This window comes from Achromobacter sp. HZ34 (assembly GCF_002209485.1).
GTDB lineage: Bacteria > Pseudomonadota > Gammaproteobacteria > Burkholderiales > Burkholderiaceae_B > Bordetella_C.
In genome coordinates, this window is sequence record NZ_NJIX01000002.1 from 985,518 (window position 1) to 1,000,604 (window position 15,087).

Consider the following 15,087-nt stretch of genomic DNA (forward strand, 5'->3'; position numbering starts at 1 on the left):
CCCGATGGGCAGGGAGCGTAACCCTTATGTCACACCCGCAGCAGCGATCACAGCGGTCGCCGCAGTTGCCGCCGTCAGTGTGGTTGCAGCGACCACTGCGGCCGCCGCGGTCACAGCCACCCGGCGCGGCGGAAACGCCAATACAGCAGGCCGCAGGCGACGGCGATGCCGCCCAGGGTGAAGGGGTAGCCGTAGATCCACTTCAACTCCGGCATGTGCTCGAAGTTCATGCCATAGATGCCGGCCACGGCAGTGGGCACCGCCAGGATGGCAGCCCAGGAAGCCAGGCGCCGGGTGGTGTCGTTCTGCTGTGACTGGCCGATCATCAGGCTGGCTTCGAAGGCGAAGGCCAGCGCTTCCCGCAAGGCGGCCACCAGTTCGTCGATGCGCACCACACGGTCGGCCACCTCGACGAAGTAAGGTCGCGCATGTTCGTCGATCGCCGTCATCTCCACGCGGGAAAGACGGCGGCAGATTTCCGCCAATGGCGCGATCGCATTGTGAATCCGCAAAAGATCGCGGCGCTGGCGATAAAGCTTGCGGATGTCCGAATCCTTGGCGCCACGTATCAACAGCTTCTGTTCGGCGTGCTCGACCACGCTTTCCAGGCGCGTGGCGGCCTGCACATACCGGTCCACCAGCAGGTCCAGCAGTTCGGATGCCACGTAGTCGCTACCGCGTGCGAGCAGGTCGGGCGCCGCTTCCAGGCGCTCGCGCACCACGCTGTGGCTGGCGGTCGCGCCCCGCCTTACCGTCAGCAGAAAGCCGTCGCCGATGATCAGCTGGGTCTCGCCGAACATGGGGCGGTCGCCCTCGACTTCCACCGTGATCGCCACCACCAGTACCACATGGCCGTAGTCGATGATCTTGGGACGCCGATGCGGTTCGCGGATTTCCTCCAGGGCTTTGGGACCCAGATTCAACGCGTCACTGACTTCGCCCAGCAATTCAGGATGCGGATTCTTCAGCCCGATCCAGAGCAAGTTGTCCGGCTTCCCGATATAGCCCGCGATGTCCTCGATGGGAATCCGTTGCGGCTGCCGGCCCTTGGTATAACCGACCGACGCCACCACCTCGCCGTGGTGATCGTCGAAATCGCGATTGAGTGGCGCCGCCACCGCGGGCGGCGGCTGGAGTTCGGGGTACAGGGGAGCCTGGTCATCTTGCTTCATGGTCAAGGATAGTACCGCCCTTCGATCGACTAATGGGTACGATTGCCTGGGAATGCGAGTTGCAGCGCACAAGACTCAAAACGAGTCCTGCGAAGCCATTGCAAGCTGGCCTGCGGCGCGGCTTGCAAAACGCGTTCCACTCCCTGACGACGGGCTGACGTGACAACGGAGATCCCATGGCCGCTTCCCATCGAACCGCCCTGCGCATCGGCATTTCCGGCTGGCGCTATGCGCCCTGGCGCGGCCGCTTCTATCCGCGTGGACTGGCGCAGGCAGAGGAGTTGTCGTACGCCGCTCACCAGTTCTGCACGGTGGAGATCAACGGCACCTTCTACTCCCTGCAACGCCCTTCCAGTTTCGTCGCCTGGCGTGATGCGACACCCAGGGGTTTTGTCTTCAGCGTGAAGGGGCCTCGCTACGTCACGCATACGCGCCGGCTGCGCGATATCGAAGAGCCGCTGGCCAACTTCTTTGCCTCGGGGGTGCTGGATCTGGGCGAAAAACTCGGACCGATACTTTGGCAATTCCCGCCCACGATGCGCTGGGATCGGGACGGCGATCGCTTTGAACCCTTCCTGCGCCTGCTGCCGCGCGACACCCATGCGGCCGCACGGTTGGCGCGTCGGCACGGCCCGCAGGTGAAGCGGACGGACATCCCTGGCAAGGCGCCACGCCTGCCGCTACGGCACGCTTTTGAAATTCGCCATGCCAGCTTCGCCACGCCGGCGTTCATCGCCCTGCTGCGCGCGCACAATGTCGCGCTGGTCACCGCCGACACCGCGGGCAAATGGCCCTGGTTAGAGGACGCCACCGCCGATTTTGCCTATGTCAGGCTGCATGGCGACAAGGCCCTGTACAGCAGCGGTTATGGCGAACGCGCCATTGCTGAATGGGCGCGGCGCCTGCGCGCCTGGGCTGCCGGACGGCAGGGCCCGCATCCCCGGTTCGCGGCGCCACGAGATTCGAGATTGGCCGGGCATGCGCGCGCACCGCGTGACGTCTACTGCTATTTCGACAACGATGTAAAGGTGATGGCGCCGCGCGATGCACGCGCACTGATGCAGGCTCTGCACCTGCCCATGGCGCCCGAGGTCCCGGCCGGCTCAGCTTTACCTGGCAACGGAGCGTAAATGCGCCCCCGCTCGGGCGCCCGCCGCAACGCGCCGGCCCCGGGGCATAGCATTTGCTGAGAAGGGAATCACCCAGGAATCGCCCAGGCCGCCCGGGCCATTGCGCCTGAACTGGCTCGCCCCCCCGCAGCCATCTGGATACAGGAGAAAACGATGACCGCCTCGAAAGACAAGGACCAGACATCCGACGCCAAGAAACAACGCCACGAAGGCACGGCTCAAAAACCGGAAGACAAGGTGCCGACCTATCAGGAAGCCTTGGATGATGCCGTCGAAGATTCCTTCCCCGCCAGCGACCCGATTTCTCCGGGCGTAGCCGAAAAAGCCGATCGTCCGGTCTCGACGGGCAAGGACGACAAGGACTGGAAGCTCAAGCCTGGCAGCGAGGAAAAGAAGAAGCACTGACGGGGTGGCACCACCACCCCGCCAGCCTCTCAGAACAATTTCCGCAGCCGCGCGCCCACGTCGATCTTCGCCACGGGCGCGTTTTCCTTTTTGCGCAGCGGCGGCAAAGGGGGCGCCTTGGGCATGGCCTCGAACAGGGGCGCAAGCGCATCGGGAATGAAGCGCGTGCGTGACCCATACACGTGGCGATCTCCCATGCCGGTCTGCTGATGGACATAGAAGCGCTGCGGCACGATCAGCTGCAGGTTTTCCTTGGCGCGTGTCATGGCCACATACAGCAGGCGCCGCTCTTCCTCGATTTCCTCGGCGCTGCCGGTGCTCATGTCGGACGGAATGCAGCCATCCACCACGTTCAACACGTAGACCGACTTCCACTCCTGGCCCTTGGCGGAGTGGATGGTGGACAGGATCATGTAGTCCTCGTCGCGCAGGGGCACGCCCGATTCGTCGCTGGTCGCGTCGGGCGGGTCCAGGGTCAGTTCGGTCAGGAACCGTTCACGGCTGCCGTAGCCAGCCCCGATGCGCGCCAGCTGATCCAGGTCGGCCTTGCGCACGCGCGCATCCTCATAAAGCCGTTCCAACTGCGGCGCATACCAGCGCAGGGCAATGTCCAGGTCGGCGGGCCAGCGCAAGCCGGGTGCGCGCAGGTCCCCATAGGTCTGGACCAGGCCGCCCCATTCCTCGCGCGCCGCCGCGCCCGGCTTGAACGCCGCCAGCACCGCCATCGGGTCGGCCGCCTGGTTCATTTCGTCGAGCAGGCGCGCGGCCGTGGCGGGTCCGACCCCGGGCAGCAGTTGCGCCACGCGGAAACCCGCCAGCCGACCTCGCGGATTCTCGGCCCAGCGCAGCAGGCCCAGCAGATCCTTGATATGCGCCGCTTCCAGGAAACGCAGGCCGCCGAACTTGACGAAGGGGATGTTGCGCCGCGTCAGTTCCAGCTCCACCGCGGCGCTATGACTGGAGGTCCGGAACAGCACGGCCTGTGACTTCAGGGTCGCGCCCTCTTCCCGCTGCGCCAGTACCTGATCCGCCACCCACCGGGCCTGGCCCGCTTCGTCGCTGACCGTCACCAATTGCGGCTTGTTGGCCGAGGCGCGGTCGGTCCACAGGTTCTTGGCGTAGCGTTCACGCGCCATGCCGATGACGGCATTGGAGGCGTCCAGCACAGGCTGCGTCGAACGGTAGTTGCGGTCCAGCGTGATGACTTCGGCGGGCTGCGCGAACTGCCCGGGGAAATCCAGGATGTTGCGCACCGTGGCCGCGCGGAAGGAATAAATGGCCTGCGCGTCATCGCCCACCACCACCAGGCCCTGACCGGTCGGCTTCATCGCCAGCAGGATGGCGGACTGCAGGCGGTTGGTGTCCTGGTACTCATCGACCAGGATGTGGTCGAAGCGCGCACCGACGTCGCTGGCGATGGCCTCGTGGCCCAGCATTTCCGCCCAGTACAGCAGCAGGTCGTCGTAATCCAGCACCTGCTGGTCCTGCTTGGCTTCGACGTAAGCGCGGAACAGGCGCTTGAGCGCGTCTTCCCACTGCGCGCACCAGGGGAAGGCCTGCTCGAGCACTTCGCCCAGGGGTGCCTGGCTGTTGACCACGCGCGAATAGATGGACAGGCAGGTGCCCTTGAGCGGGAAGCGCGACTCGGTGGAGCTATAGCCCAGTTCATGGCGCAGGATGCCCATCATGTCCTCGGAATCGCCGCGGTCATGGATGGTGAAGTTTTCCGACAGGCCGATGCGCCCGGCGCAATCGCGCAGCAGGCGCGCGCCGATGCCGTGGAAGGTGCCGGCCCAGGGCAGCGAGGGCGGCGTCTGCCCCGCCCGCATATTCATGACCTTGCGCAACACCGAGCCGACCCGCCTGTCCATCTCGATGGCGGCGCGGCGCGAGAATGTCAGCATCAAGATGCGCTGGGGGTCGGCGCCGTGCAGGATCAGGTTGGCCACGCGATGCGCCAGCGTGCTGGTCTTGCCGGAGCCGGCGCCGGCGATGACCAGCAGCGGCCCGGCGGGCTCGGCGCCGACACCGTACTCGGCCGCTGCGCGTTGCTGCGGGTTGAGACCGTCCAGGGGATGGGGCGGGGCTTCGATGGGCAAGGGCGAGGAGGACTCGGACATCAAAAGGGAGCAGCAGGCGAAGGAGGATTAAAAGCGCGATTGAAAGCGGGATTACAAGTGGGATTACAAGCGGGATTACAAGCGGGCATTACCGGCGGTGAACACAGGCGATGAACACAGGCGAAGCATGCCGTCGGGAAACACAGGCATAATACTGGATATCCATCCAGAGAACCGGATGAGCAGGCGTCTGCTCTACGGGTACGTCCCTTGCTCCGATCCGAGCAGGAACCCGAGCTCCTCGATTCCACGGGGGGCCTAACCGGAGACTTCCATGGCCGACCGTATCGTCAAACTGCTCAATGATCTCGTCGAAACGTCCAAGGACGGCGAGAAAGGCTTCCTCGCAGCCGCCGAGGACACCAAGGATGCCGACCTGCGCGACCTGTTCCGCGAACGCGCCACGGATTGCGGCAAAAGCGCGATGGAGCTGCAGGAGGTAGTCACCCGGCTGGGCGGCACACCGGAAACCGGTGGCCATGTGACCGCCGCCGTGCATCGCGGCTGGGTCCATCTGAAAGCGGCGCTGGCCTCGCGTACCGAAGCCTCCATCCTGGAAGAATGCGAACGCGGGGAAGACATCGCCAAGCGCCACTATGCCGATGCCTTGCGCGAACCGCTGCCGGAGGACATCCGCAGCATGGTCGAACGCCAATATAGCGGCGTGATGCGGCATCACGACCAGATCCGCGACCTGCACGACCGCTACCGCGAAAACGCGTGACAGGGACCTGGCGCCGACCCAGGACAAGCCAGGACAGCAGGACCGGAAAACGCAGACACCAGCAATGACCATACGAGTAGGCACCGCGTCCTGGACCGACAAGACCCTGCTGGCCTGCGGCCGCTTCTACCCGCTCACGGTGCGCGATGATGCCGCCGGCCGTCTGCGTTACTACGCCAGCCGCTTTCCGCTGGCCGAAATCGATTCGTCCTACTACGCCCTCCCCGACCCGCGCGTGGCGCAGGCCTGGGTGGAACGCACGCCGCCCGATTTCGTTTTCAACATCAAGTCGTTTCGCCTGTTCACCGGCCACCAGACGCCGCTGCGCGCCCTCGACGCCGACCTGCGGCGCGAACTGCCGCGCGCGGATCCTGAAACCGTGGTGTATGCGGACCAGCTGCCGGCGGAGATACGCGAAGAAACCTGGCGCCGATTCCTCCTGGCCGTGGAACCCTTGCGCATGAGCGGCAAACTGGGCGCCGTGCATTTCCAGTTTCCGCCGTGGGTGCGCGCCGACCGGCGCGGCATAATGCGGGTGAGCGACTGCGCCGCGCATCTGGAAGAAGACCTGCTGGCGGCGGTGGAGTTTCGCCACGCCAGTTGGTATGACGGTCCCGCCAGGCAGGCGGCGACGCTGGATTTCCTGCGGGAACGGGGTGCGGCGCATACCGTGGTCGATGCGCCGCAAGGCTACGACAACACCGTGCCGGCGCTATGGCAGGCTACGCGTGACGATCTGGCCGTAGTGCGCCTGCACGGGCGCAACAGCGCGGCCTGGAACAGCCGCGGCGCGGCTTCGTCCAGCCGCTTCCAATACGAATACAGCCCGGAAGAACTGGCCGAACTGGCGCGGCAGGTGCGCGAACTGGCCCGCCGCGTGCGCGAGACACACGTGGTGTTGAACACGAATTTCGAGGACCAGGGCATGCGCAACGCGCAGGGCTTGATCGACGCCTTGAACCAGGTGGCGGCGTGACGCGTCCACCACGTCCCGCTATCCTCCGCACACTGACGCGGGCAGCGGCAATGTGGCGCGGTAGCGCATCAAAGCGCCCGTGGCGCGTCGCCCAGATCGCTGGTCGCGGCGGGGACGGTGGCCGTATCTTCCTGGCCCAGTGCGCGGGCATAAGCCTGCTCGGTCAGCTGCACGAAACGTTCGACGCGGAAGGATTGCACGCACTTGCGGCGCGCGGCCGCGCCAGCTTCGGGCAGCAGGGCCGGGCGGGGCAAAAGGTGCTCCAGCAATAGCGTCAGGCGGCCGACGTCCCGTTCCGGCACCACCCAGCCATCCACATAAGGCGTGATGTTCTCCGGCAGGCCGCCGTGCGAGGACACCACCACGGGCTTGCCCATGGACATCATTTCACGGCAGGCAAAGGAGATGGTTTCGATGCTGTAGGAAAGCACGAAACCCAGGTCCAGCGCGCCGATGAAAGCACGAACGTCTTCCAGGCGGCCGACCCACGTGACGTGGTCGCGCATACCCAGTTCATCGATGCGGGCGCGCTGGCTGTCGGACAGCGGGGCGCCGGCCAGCGCGATCTGCACCTGCGCACGCAGATCCTGCGGCAGGCGCGACACGGCTTCGACCATGTCCAGCCAACCCTTGTAGTCGTCAGTGCCGGCATTGCTGCCCAGCAGGATGCGGCGGTCTGGGTGGCGCAGCAGGCGCGCGCGCAGGGCCGGCGCGTCCTTGCCCGGTGCGTCGGGCGCGTAGTAGCCGGTATCCACCCCATTCCCTATGGTGCTCAGGGAGCAGGAGCGATAGGGGCTGTCGGCCAGCATGCGGCGCGCGAACTCGCAGACGCCGATGGCATGGTCGGTACCGAAATTGGCGCGCAGCCAGCCGCTGAGCCGGGCAATGGGCCGGTCGTTGTGTTTGGTGAAAACGATGCGGGGCCGGCGCGCGCCCATGCCCAGGGTCGCCAGCATCGCCAGGCGATGGTCCGCCGAGCCGTTCACATGCACCAGTTCCACTTTTTCCCGCGTGATCAGGTCGCGCAGGCGCCTGGCGGCATGGAACACGTGGTGGATGCGGTTCGGAAAGGATTGCGCGTACACCTTCACCCCGGGCACCTCGGCGGCGCGCCGATGCAGGGCGCTGCCTTGAGGCGCGGCAACCAGGACGTCATGGCGGCGCGACAGGATGCGCGCCAGACTCAGCACATAACTGGTGTGCCCCCCGGTCCCCGTACTCGTGTGGAAATTGGTGTACAAGACCTTCATCCGCGCCCCCCGCGTCAACCCGCTGCCGCCCGACGGGCGGCCCTTGCAATGCAAGCATCATGACAGGTAAACACTGCCGCCATATGGCAGCGACGTGACAAAAGACTGCGGAGTCGCATTCGGTGCAACGTACCGGCAGAGCAAGCGGCCGCCGATCCTAGGGACAAAAAATAGGGGACGGCACCACAAGCTTTACCGCTGATTACAAACTACTGAGGATCACAGGGGTCGGTATTGGAACCCTTTGGTGAGGCCGCTCAGTGCAGGAACCCGATCGACAACCACGGAATGGCCGCCACGATGATGAGCCCGATCGCGATGGATACCAGGTAGCCGACGATGGCGCGCATGCCCCGGTCGGGAGACACCCGGCCGATCGCGCAGGCCGCGTAGTAGCCCACCCCGAATGGCGGCGCGAACAGGCCTATGCCCATGGCCAGGATCACCACCATGGCGTAATGCACTTCGTGGATGCCCATCTGGTGCGCGATGGGGAACAGCAGCGGCCCGAACAGCACGATGGCCGGAATGCCCTCCAGCACGCTGCCCAGGATGATGAAGGCGACGATGGACACCGCCATGAACGTGACCGCACCGCCCGGCAGTCCCGCCATCAGATGCGCCAGCTGGCTGGAGAAGCCGGACTGGGTCAGGGCCCAGGCCATGCTGGTCGCCGCGCCGATGATCAACAGGATGGCGCCCGACAGGCAGGCGGTATCGACCAGCATCGGCCACAGGCGTTTCCAGTCGAAACGGCGGTAGACCAGCAGGCCGATCAGGACGGAATACACGATGCCGATGGTGGAAACCTCGGTGGCCGTGGCCACGCCCTCCACCACCGCCGCGCGGATGACGAAAGGCAAAGCCAGGGCCGGCAAGGCGATCACCAGGGTGCGCAGGACCTCGGCGCCGCTGGCGCGGCCTTCGGGCGCCCGTTGCTGGCGCCGGCTGCGCAGCCCGACCACCAGGCACAGCATCACGCCCAACACCAGACCCGGCAGCAGGCCCCCGGTGAACAAGGCGGTAATCGACACGCCGGTGACCGATCCGATGGTGATCAGCACCAGGCTGGGCGGAATGGTCTCGGTCTGCGCGCCCGTGGCCGACAGCAAGGCCACCAGGTCGCCATCTTCCGCGCCGCGCTTGCGCATTTCCGGAAACAGCACAGGGGCCACCGCCGCCATGTCGGCCGCCTTGGCGCCCGAAATGCCGGACACCAGGTACATGGCGCCGATCAGGACATAGGACAGGCCGCCGCGCACGTGTCCCAGCAGGCTGGCCAGGAAAGCCACCATGCGCTGTGCCATGCCGGTCATCTCGATCAGCACGCCCAGGAAGACGAACAGCGGGACGGCCAGCAGGATCAGGTGCGACATGCCTTCGTCCATGCGCCCCACTACCACCATCATGGGGGTGCTGGTGGTCAAGGCCAGATAGCCGAAGGTGGCCAGGCCGAAGCAGAAGGCAATGGGCACGCCGGCGAACACGCAAGCCGCCACGACACCGACGAAGAAGATCAGCAGGTTGTAGTTGCCCAGGCCTTGCAGGACAGGCTGCGCCAGATAGAGCGCGCCGACCACCAGCGCCACCACCACGATGGCTTTCAGCGCGGTCTGCCAGTCGGCCCGTTCGACCAGGCGCAGCAAGGCCACCGCGATCATCAACAGCGTCCCTACTGGCAAGGCAGCCGCGCGCCAGATGTTGGGAATTTCCAGGGCGGGGGTGGTGACGTACTGTTCTTCGTACGCGTATTCGTAGCCCGGCCCGGCGATGAACAGCAGGAAGGCCAGCGCGGCGGCAATCGCCAGCATGTCGAGAAAAGCCCGCCGGGCCGGCGACGCGCGATTGACGAAGGCGGTCATGCGCATATGTTCGCCGCGCCGGAAGGCCACCACCGAACCCAGCATGGCCAGCCACAGGAACAGGATGGAAGCCAGCTCGTCGGACCAGACCAGGGGCGTGTGCAACACATAGCGCGCGACGATGCCGGCGAACAGGATGACGATCTCGGCCACGACCAGGATCGCGGCTGGCACTTCCACCAGCCAGCCGATGGCGTTATCCAGCCCCGCCGCCCACGGCCGCCGCGCCACGGCGGGCGCGGCGGTGGCGCCGGCAAGACCGGCGGCCGGCTGCATGGAAGGCGCGCTCATGAAAGCTTGCCGACCGACTGCTCGAGCAGGCCCCAGGCCTGGTCACCGTACTTGGCTTTCCATTCGGCATAGAAGCCCGCCTGGCGCAAGGCATCGCGGATGGGACCGGGTTCGGGCTGGTTGAACGTCAGGCCTTGCTGCGCCAGCTGCGTTTGCAGCTCGTTGTTCAAGGCCAGCACGTCGGCGCGCACGCCCATGGCGGCCGCGTTGATGTGCTTGGCCACCACCGCCTGCATGTCCTTGGGCAGCTTTTCCCAGGCGCGCCGGTTCGACAGGAACCAGAAGCCGTCCCACATATGGTTGGTCAAGGAGCAGTATTTCTGCACCTCATACAGCTTGGCGGTCTGGATGATGGCCAGCGGATTTTCCTGCCCGTCCACCACCTTGGTCTGCAGCGCCGAGTAGGTTTCGTTGAAGTTGATGCTGGCCGGGGCAGCGCCCAGGGCCTTGAACATGGAGGTCCACAGCGGGCTCACCGGCACGCGGATCTTCAAGTCCTTGAAATCGCCGGGACCGTTGATGGGCCGGTTGCTGGTGGTGACCTGGCGGAAGCCGCTATCCCAGATCTTGTCCATCACCACCAGGCCCTTGCCTTCGATTTCCTTGCGGATGTAGGCGCCCAGCTGGCCGTCCATGGCCTGCCACACCGCATCGTAATTTGGAAAGGCGAGGCCGATCCCGCTGATGGAGGACGCCGGTACCAGCGTGGAAAGAATCAGGCCGGACAGGGTGAAGAATTCGACCGCGCCCGAACGCAACTGGCTCAGCGTATCGGTATCCGAACCCAGCTGGCTGCTGGGGAAGATGGCCAGTTCGAAACGGCCATTGGTGTCGCGCAGGATATTGGCCGCGGCTTCGCGTGCGCGCACATTCATGGGATGCGTGGGCGGCAGGTTGTTGGCGTACTTGTAGCGAAACTCCGGAGCCGCGAACGCGCGGCCTACCGGCGCCAGCGCCAGGGCGGCACCACCGCCAGCCACCGCACCCATCAGTTTGCGTCGGGTCAAATCCATGCTGTCTCCTCTCTCGTTGTCTCCCCGTCCGTTTCATCGAAGTGGAAACGGTACGGAGCCGGCGCGCATGGGCGCCGATATCTTCTTTATTGTCTGCCTGCCTTTCTTGTCTATCATGGCGTACCGCCCGAGAGGCGGTACGCCAAGGTGCCATAGCGTACACAGCGATACATGGAGGAGACAAGACATGGATTACACCGATGGAGTGGTGCTGGTCACGGGCGGTGCATCGGGCATCGGCCTGGCCGTGGCGCGCGGCCTGCTGGACGAAGGGTGGAAGGTGCTGATCGCGGACCGATCGCCCGAAGCCCTGGAAGCGGCCGGCGCCGCGCTGCCCACGGACCGCGCGCGCCGCATCCAGCTGGACGTGACCAGCGACGACGAAGTGGCCGCGGCCCTGGACGATTGCGAACGGACCTTCGGCCCCCTGACGGGCCTGGTGAACTCGGCGGGCATCGGCCGCGACGTGCCTTTTTTGGAAACTGACACGGCCCTGTTGCGCCAGATCCTGGAAGTGAACCTGGTCGGCACCTTCGTCGCCGGACGGCACGCCGCCTTGCGCATGCGGGAACGCCATCATGGCGCCATCGTCAATATCGCCTCGGTGTCGGGACTGCGCGGCAACCTGGGACGGGCTGCCTATGGCGCTTCCAAGGGCGGCGTGGTCACCCTGACCCAGGTCATGGCGGTGGAGCTGGCCGCCCTGGGCATAAGGGTGAACGCGGTGGCGCCCGGTCCCATCGACACGCCGCTGGTCAGCCGCATGCATACCGACGCCGCGCGTGCCCGCTGGATCGCCGCGGTGCCGCAGAAACGCTATGCGACGCCGGAGGAACTATGCGGCACGGTGGCCTGGCTGCTGGACGGCGACCGCTCCGGCTTCGTCACGGGACAGACCATCGCCGTGGACGGCGGGTTCATGGCGGGCGGGCTGATTCGCCAGGAGGAGGCATGAGGCAGCGGGCTTATGGCAGCGGGCTTGAGGCACCAGGCTCGTGGCCTTCGGGCCGGCGCCGGCTTATCCCCACCCGACTTATCCCCAGTTTTTGTGGACAACCCTTGGGATAGCCGTCCAACAAGACAGACAATTCCCTTTTCCATCAAGGACTTGGCACTAACGGGCAGGCACCGCCCAGAGGCTCCCTCAGTGCCCGGTCCGAACGCAATGTTCATACAGCAGAGGATGGCTTCGTGCTAGATTTCGGTTCGCCCAAGCCGAGACCCCCATGATTCGAACGTTCACCCGTGACGAAATCCGACGCGTGGCCACTATCCTGGCCGAAGCGGCGGACGCTGAAGTGCTGCCGCGCTTCCGCAACCTGACGGCCGATGCGGTACGCGTCAAGAGTTCGCCGCAAGACCTCGTCACCGACGCCGACGAAGCCGCCGAGCGCTTCATCGGCGAACGCCTGAGCCGCCTGTATCCCGGCGCGGTGATCGTCGGCGAAGAAGCCTGTTCGCGCAATCCCACGCTGCTCAATGTCTGGATCGATGCTGAACTGGCGTTCGTCATCGATCCGATCGACGGCACCCGTAACTATGTCGCGGGCCTGCCGCTGTTCGGCGTCATGGTGGGCGTGGTCAGCCGCGGCGAAATCGTGGCCGGCGTCATCTACGATCCCATGGGCCGCGATTGGGCCATGGCCGTGCGCGGCGAAGGCGCCTGGCTGGAGAACGCCCACGGCCTGCAGACGCCGCTGAAGGTGGCGGCACCGGTGCCGGTCGAGGAAATGGTCGGACTGATCGCCACCCAGCACCTGGAAGAACCCTTGCGCGGCATCGTTCACCGCAACATGGCGCGCCTGGCCGTGGCCAACACCCTGCATTGCTCGGCGCACGAGTACCGCCTGATCGCCGGCGGCCATGCGCACATCCTGCTGTACGGGCAGCTGATGCCCTGGGACCACGTGGCGGGCTGGCTGCTGCACCACGAGGCGGGCGGCTATTGCGCCCATTTCGACGGTTCGCCCTACAAGCCCACCCACCGTTCGGGCGGGCTGCTGTACGCGCCCGATGCCGGCAGCTGGAAGGTGGCGCGCCAGGCGCTGCTGGAAGAGGCGGCGCCCGCGGTGTAACCGCCGTCATGGCCCCAGGCTCCTGGCGGATGGCCGGCACCACGGTCCCGGCCGCTGCTCCCTGCCCTGCCCGCCTGTCACCCTGCGCGCCGCACGGTCATTGCCTGCAAAGCCTGCGGGAACGGGTTACAACAACGGGAATATCGATTTCGAGTTTCAAGCGACTGCCATGAATGCCCCCATGAATCCCAAGGCCATCACCTGGAACCTGGGCGACATCGTCGCCGAACTGCGCACCGTGCGCACCGAGTGGCGCGAGCCGCTGGGCCGCCTGCGCCGCGATCATAGCGGCGGCCGCGAGTTCCCTTCGCAGGAAAGCCTGCGCCAGATCATCAAGGATCTCTGTGGCGCCTTGTTTCCCATGCGCCTGGGGCCGATCGACCTGCGCGAGGAAACCGAGGACTTCTACGTCGGCCACACCATAGGCGCGGCGCTGGACGCCTTGATGCACCAGGTGCGGCTCGAACTGAATTACATGGAGCGTCATAGCCATCCGGATCCGGACGACATCGAACAGCGCGCCAGCGACATCGTGCGCGCCTTCGGTGCCGGACTGCCCGCCGTGCGCCGCATGCTGGACGCCGACGTCATCGCCGCTTACCAGGGCGATCCGGCCGCGCGCAGCGTCGACGAAGTGCTGTTGTGCTACCCCGGCGTGATCGCCATGATCCATCACCGCCTGGCCCACGTGCTGCATGACCTGGGCGTACCGCTGCTGGCGCGCATCGTCGCCGAGATCGCCCACGCCGACACCGGCATCGACATCCACCCGGGCGCCACCATCGGCCGCAGCTTCTTCATCGACCACGGCACTGGCGTGGTGATCGGCGAGACCGCCATCATTGGCGATCGCGTGCGTCTGTACCAGATGGTGACGCTGGGGGCCAAGCGCTTCCCGCCGGGTGAAAACGGCGAGCTGAAGAAGGGCCTGCCGCGCCACCCGATACTGGAAGACGACGTCGTCGTGTATGCCGGCGCCACCATCCTGGGCCGCACCACCATCGGCCGCGGTTCGGTCATCGGCGGCAATGTCTGGATCACGCGCGACGTGCCGCCGGGCAGCAACGTCACCCAGGCCGGCGCGCTGAACGCCGCGCCCGACGCCGGCTGCGGCGGTTGAGCACGATGGCGGATGATGCGGCGGACGACGCAGTGCGGGCCGGCACGGTGCCGGGCGCCCCGGTTCGCGGCGGCGTAGCCGCCCTGCGCGACTTCGTGCTGGCCCATCCGCGCCTGTTCGTGCTCACGGGCGCGGGCTGCAGCACCGGATCGGGCATTCCCGATTACCGCGACGATGAAGGCGCGTGGAAGCGGCGGCCGCCCATCCAGTACCGCACCTTCATGGACGACGCCGTAGCGCGGGCGCGCTACTGGGCGCGCGGCATGATAGGTTGGCGCATGTTCGGCAGCGTGGCGCCCAACGCGGCGCATCGGGCGTTGGCCACGCTGGAGCAGCAGGGAGGCTTCGAACTGCTGGTCACGCAGAACGTCGATGGTTTGCATGAAGCCGCCGGCACGCGCGACGTGGTGGATCTGCACGGCCGCATGGACCGGGTGATCTGCACGCAATGCGGGCATCTGTTGCCGCGGCAGGAGATGCAGCAGTGGCTGGAAGATGCCAATCCCGGTTGGCTGCATCTGCATGCGGCGGATGCACCCGATGGCGACGCGGATCTGGAAGGCGAGGACTTTTCCCGCTTCCAGGTGCCGCCCTGTCCGGTGTGCGGTGGCCTGTTGAAACCCGACGTCGTGTTCTTCGGCGAGACCGTGCCACGCGATCGCGTGGACCGGGCCAATGCCGCGCTGGCGCAGTGCGGCGCGGTGCTGGTGGTGGGCTCGTCGCTGATGGTCTATTCCGGCTATCGCTTCGTCGCGGCCGCGTCGCGCGCCGGCCTGCCCATCGCCGCGCTGAATCTGGGCAAGACGCGCGCCGACGCCATGCTCACGCTGAAGGTCGAACAGTCCTGCGCCGAGGCCTTGTCCGAACTGGTGGCGATGCTGCCCGATCGAGCCATCCAGGCGAACCCGCCAGCCTGAGCCTGGAAGGCCACGGGCAAGTATCTCGCGGC

13 protein-coding genes are annotated in these 15,087 nt (G+C 66.2%); 8 read left to right on the forward strand and 5 right to left on the reverse strand.

Annotated elements, in window-relative coordinates:
* Nucleotides 1-110: 110 nt before the first annotated feature.
* Nucleotides 111-1,172, reverse strand: coding sequence for a magnesium and cobalt transport protein CorA (locus CEY05_RS11120; RefSeq protein WP_088598511.1), 1,062 nt, complete (start codon nucleotides 1,170-1,172; stop codon nucleotides 111-113).
* Between the two features lie 176 nt (nucleotides 1,173-1,348).
* Between CEY05_RS11120 and CEY05_RS11125 the strand changes: the two genes are divergently transcribed.
* Both CEY05_RS11125 and CEY05_RS11130 read left to right on the forward strand, forming a co-directional pair.
* Nucleotides 1,349-2,302, forward strand: coding sequence for a DUF72 domain-containing protein (locus CEY05_RS11125; RefSeq protein ID WP_088598512.1), 954 nt, complete (start codon nucleotides 1,349-1,351; stop codon nucleotides 2,300-2,302).
* A gap of 153 nt (nucleotides 2,303-2,455) precedes the next feature.
* Nucleotides 2,456-2,707, forward strand: a complete 252-nt coding sequence (locus CEY05_RS11130) for a hypothetical protein (RefSeq protein WP_088598513.1) — start codon at nucleotides 2,456-2,458, stop codon at nucleotides 2,705-2,707.
* A 29-nt stretch (nucleotides 2,708-2,736) separates the two neighbouring features.
* Here CEY05_RS11130 and CEY05_RS11135 read toward each other — a convergent pair whose 3' ends face one another.
* Nucleotides 2,737-4,827: an ATP-dependent helicase gene (locus CEY05_RS11135; RefSeq protein ID WP_088598514.1), complete on the reverse strand. Its 2,091-nt coding sequence runs from the start codon at nucleotides 4,825-4,827 to the stop codon at nucleotides 2,737-2,739.
* A gap of 274 nt (nucleotides 4,828-5,101) precedes the next feature.
* On the opposite strand from CEY05_RS11135, the gene CEY05_RS11140 reads away from it, so the two are divergent.
* Entirely contained in the window at nucleotides 5,102-5,551 is a 450-nt protein-coding gene (locus tag CEY05_RS11140; protein ID WP_088598515.1) for a PA2169 family four-helix-bundle protein, read from the forward strand.
* 64 nt (nucleotides 5,552-5,615) lie between these two features.
* Nucleotides 5,616-6,527, forward strand: coding sequence for a DUF72 domain-containing protein (locus tag CEY05_RS11145; RefSeq protein ID WP_088598516.1), 912 nt, complete (start codon nucleotides 5,616-5,618; stop codon nucleotides 6,525-6,527).
* 68 nt (nucleotides 6,528-6,595) lie between these two features.
* Here CEY05_RS11145 and CEY05_RS11150 read toward each other — a convergent pair whose 3' ends face one another.
* The 3 genes from CEY05_RS11150 to CEY05_RS11160 all read right to left on the reverse strand — a co-directional run bounded on the left by CEY05_RS11150 (nucleotide 6,596) and on the right by CEY05_RS11160 (nucleotide 10,943).
* A complete protein-coding gene (locus CEY05_RS11150) occupies nucleotides 6,596-7,777 on the reverse strand; it encodes a glycosyltransferase (protein ID WP_088598517.1) in 1,182 nt (393 codons plus the stop codon).
* A gap of 257 nt (nucleotides 7,778-8,034) precedes the next feature.
* Nucleotides 8,035-9,930, reverse strand: a complete 1,896-nt coding sequence (locus CEY05_RS11155) for a TRAP transporter large permease subunit (protein ID WP_198952738.1) — start codon at nucleotides 9,928-9,930, stop codon at nucleotides 8,035-8,037.
* Nucleotides 9,927-10,943, reverse strand: a complete 1,017-nt coding sequence (locus CEY05_RS11160; RefSeq protein WP_088607520.1) for a TRAP transporter substrate-binding protein — start codon at nucleotides 10,941-10,943, stop codon at nucleotides 9,927-9,929. Before CEY05_RS11160 ends, CEY05_RS11155 begins: the two co-directional genes overlap by 4 nt.
* Before the next feature lie 187 nt (nucleotides 10,944-11,130).
* On the opposite strand from CEY05_RS11160, the gene CEY05_RS11165 reads away from it, so the two are divergent.
* The 4 genes from CEY05_RS11165 (at nucleotide 11,131) to CEY05_RS11180 (ending at nucleotide 15,055) form a co-directional block, all read left to right on the forward strand.
* Entirely contained in the window at nucleotides 11,131-11,898 is a 768-nt protein-coding gene (locus CEY05_RS11165) for an SDR family NAD(P)-dependent oxidoreductase (RefSeq protein WP_088598519.1), read from the forward strand.
* A gap of 271 nt (nucleotides 11,899-12,169) precedes the next feature.
* Nucleotides 12,170-13,018: an inositol monophosphatase family protein gene (locus CEY05_RS11170; protein ID WP_088598520.1), complete on the forward strand. Its 849-nt coding sequence runs from the start codon at nucleotides 12,170-12,172 to the stop codon at nucleotides 13,016-13,018.
* Nucleotides 13,019-13,187: 169 nt separating this feature from the next.
* Nucleotides 13,188-14,138: a serine O-acetyltransferase EpsC gene (gene epsC, locus CEY05_RS11175; RefSeq protein WP_088598521.1), complete on the forward strand. Its 951-nt coding sequence runs from the start codon at nucleotides 13,188-13,190 to the stop codon at nucleotides 14,136-14,138.
* Nucleotides 14,139-14,143: 5 nt separating this feature from the next.
* Nucleotides 14,144-15,055, forward strand: a complete 912-nt coding sequence (locus CEY05_RS11180) for an NAD-dependent protein deacetylase (RefSeq protein WP_088598522.1) — start codon at nucleotides 14,144-14,146, stop codon at nucleotides 15,053-15,055.
* Nucleotides 15,056-15,087 lie beyond the last annotated feature (32 nt).

Excerpts from the sequence above, each read along its gene's own strand:
- CEY05_RS11145 (WP_088598516.1), top strand. The coding sequence starts at position 5,616 with ATGACCATACGAGTAGGCACCGCGTCCTGGACCGACAAGACCCTGCTG.
- CEY05_RS11150 (WP_088598517.1), bottom strand. The coding sequence starts at position 7,777 with ATGAAGGTCTTGTACACCAATTTCCACACGAGTACGGGGACCGGGGGG.
- CEY05_RS11130 (WP_088598513.1), top strand. The coding sequence starts at position 2,456 with ATGACCGCCTCGAAAGACAAGGACCAGACATCCGACGCCAAGAAACAA.
- CEY05_RS11120 (WP_088598511.1), bottom strand. The coding sequence starts at position 1,172 with ATGAAGCAAGATGACCAGGCTCCCCTGTACCCCGAACTCCAGCCGCCG.
- CEY05_RS11170 (WP_088598520.1), top strand. The coding sequence starts at position 12,170 with ATGATTCGAACGTTCACCCGTGACGAAATCCGACGCGTGGCCACTATC.
- CEY05_RS11165 (WP_088598519.1), top strand. The coding sequence starts at position 11,131 with ATGGATTACACCGATGGAGTGGTGCTGGTCACGGGCGGTGCATCGGGC.
- CEY05_RS11160 (WP_088607520.1), bottom strand. The coding sequence starts at position 10,943 with ATGGATTTGACCCGACGCAAACTGATGGGTGCGGTGGCTGGCGGTGGT.
- CEY05_RS11155 (WP_198952738.1), bottom strand. The coding sequence starts at position 9,930 with ATGAGCGCGCCTTCCATGCAGCCGGCCGCCGGTCTTGCCGGCGCCACC.
- epsC (WP_088598521.1), top strand. The coding sequence starts at position 13,188 with ATGAATGCCCCCATGAATCCCAAGGCCATCACCTGGAACCTGGGCGAC.
- CEY05_RS11180 (WP_088598522.1), top strand. The coding sequence starts at position 14,144 with ATGGCGGATGATGCGGCGGACGACGCAGTGCGGGCCGGCACGGTGCCG.
- CEY05_RS11125 (WP_088598512.1), top strand. The coding sequence starts at position 1,349 with ATGGCCGCTTCCCATCGAACCGCCCTGCGCATCGGCATTTCCGGCTGG.
- CEY05_RS11140 (WP_088598515.1), top strand. The coding sequence starts at position 5,102 with ATGGCCGACCGTATCGTCAAACTGCTCAATGATCTCGTCGAAACGTCC.
- CEY05_RS11135 (WP_088598514.1), bottom strand. The coding sequence starts at position 4,827 with ATGTCCGAGTCCTCCTCGCCCTTGCCCATCGAAGCCCCGCCCCATCCC.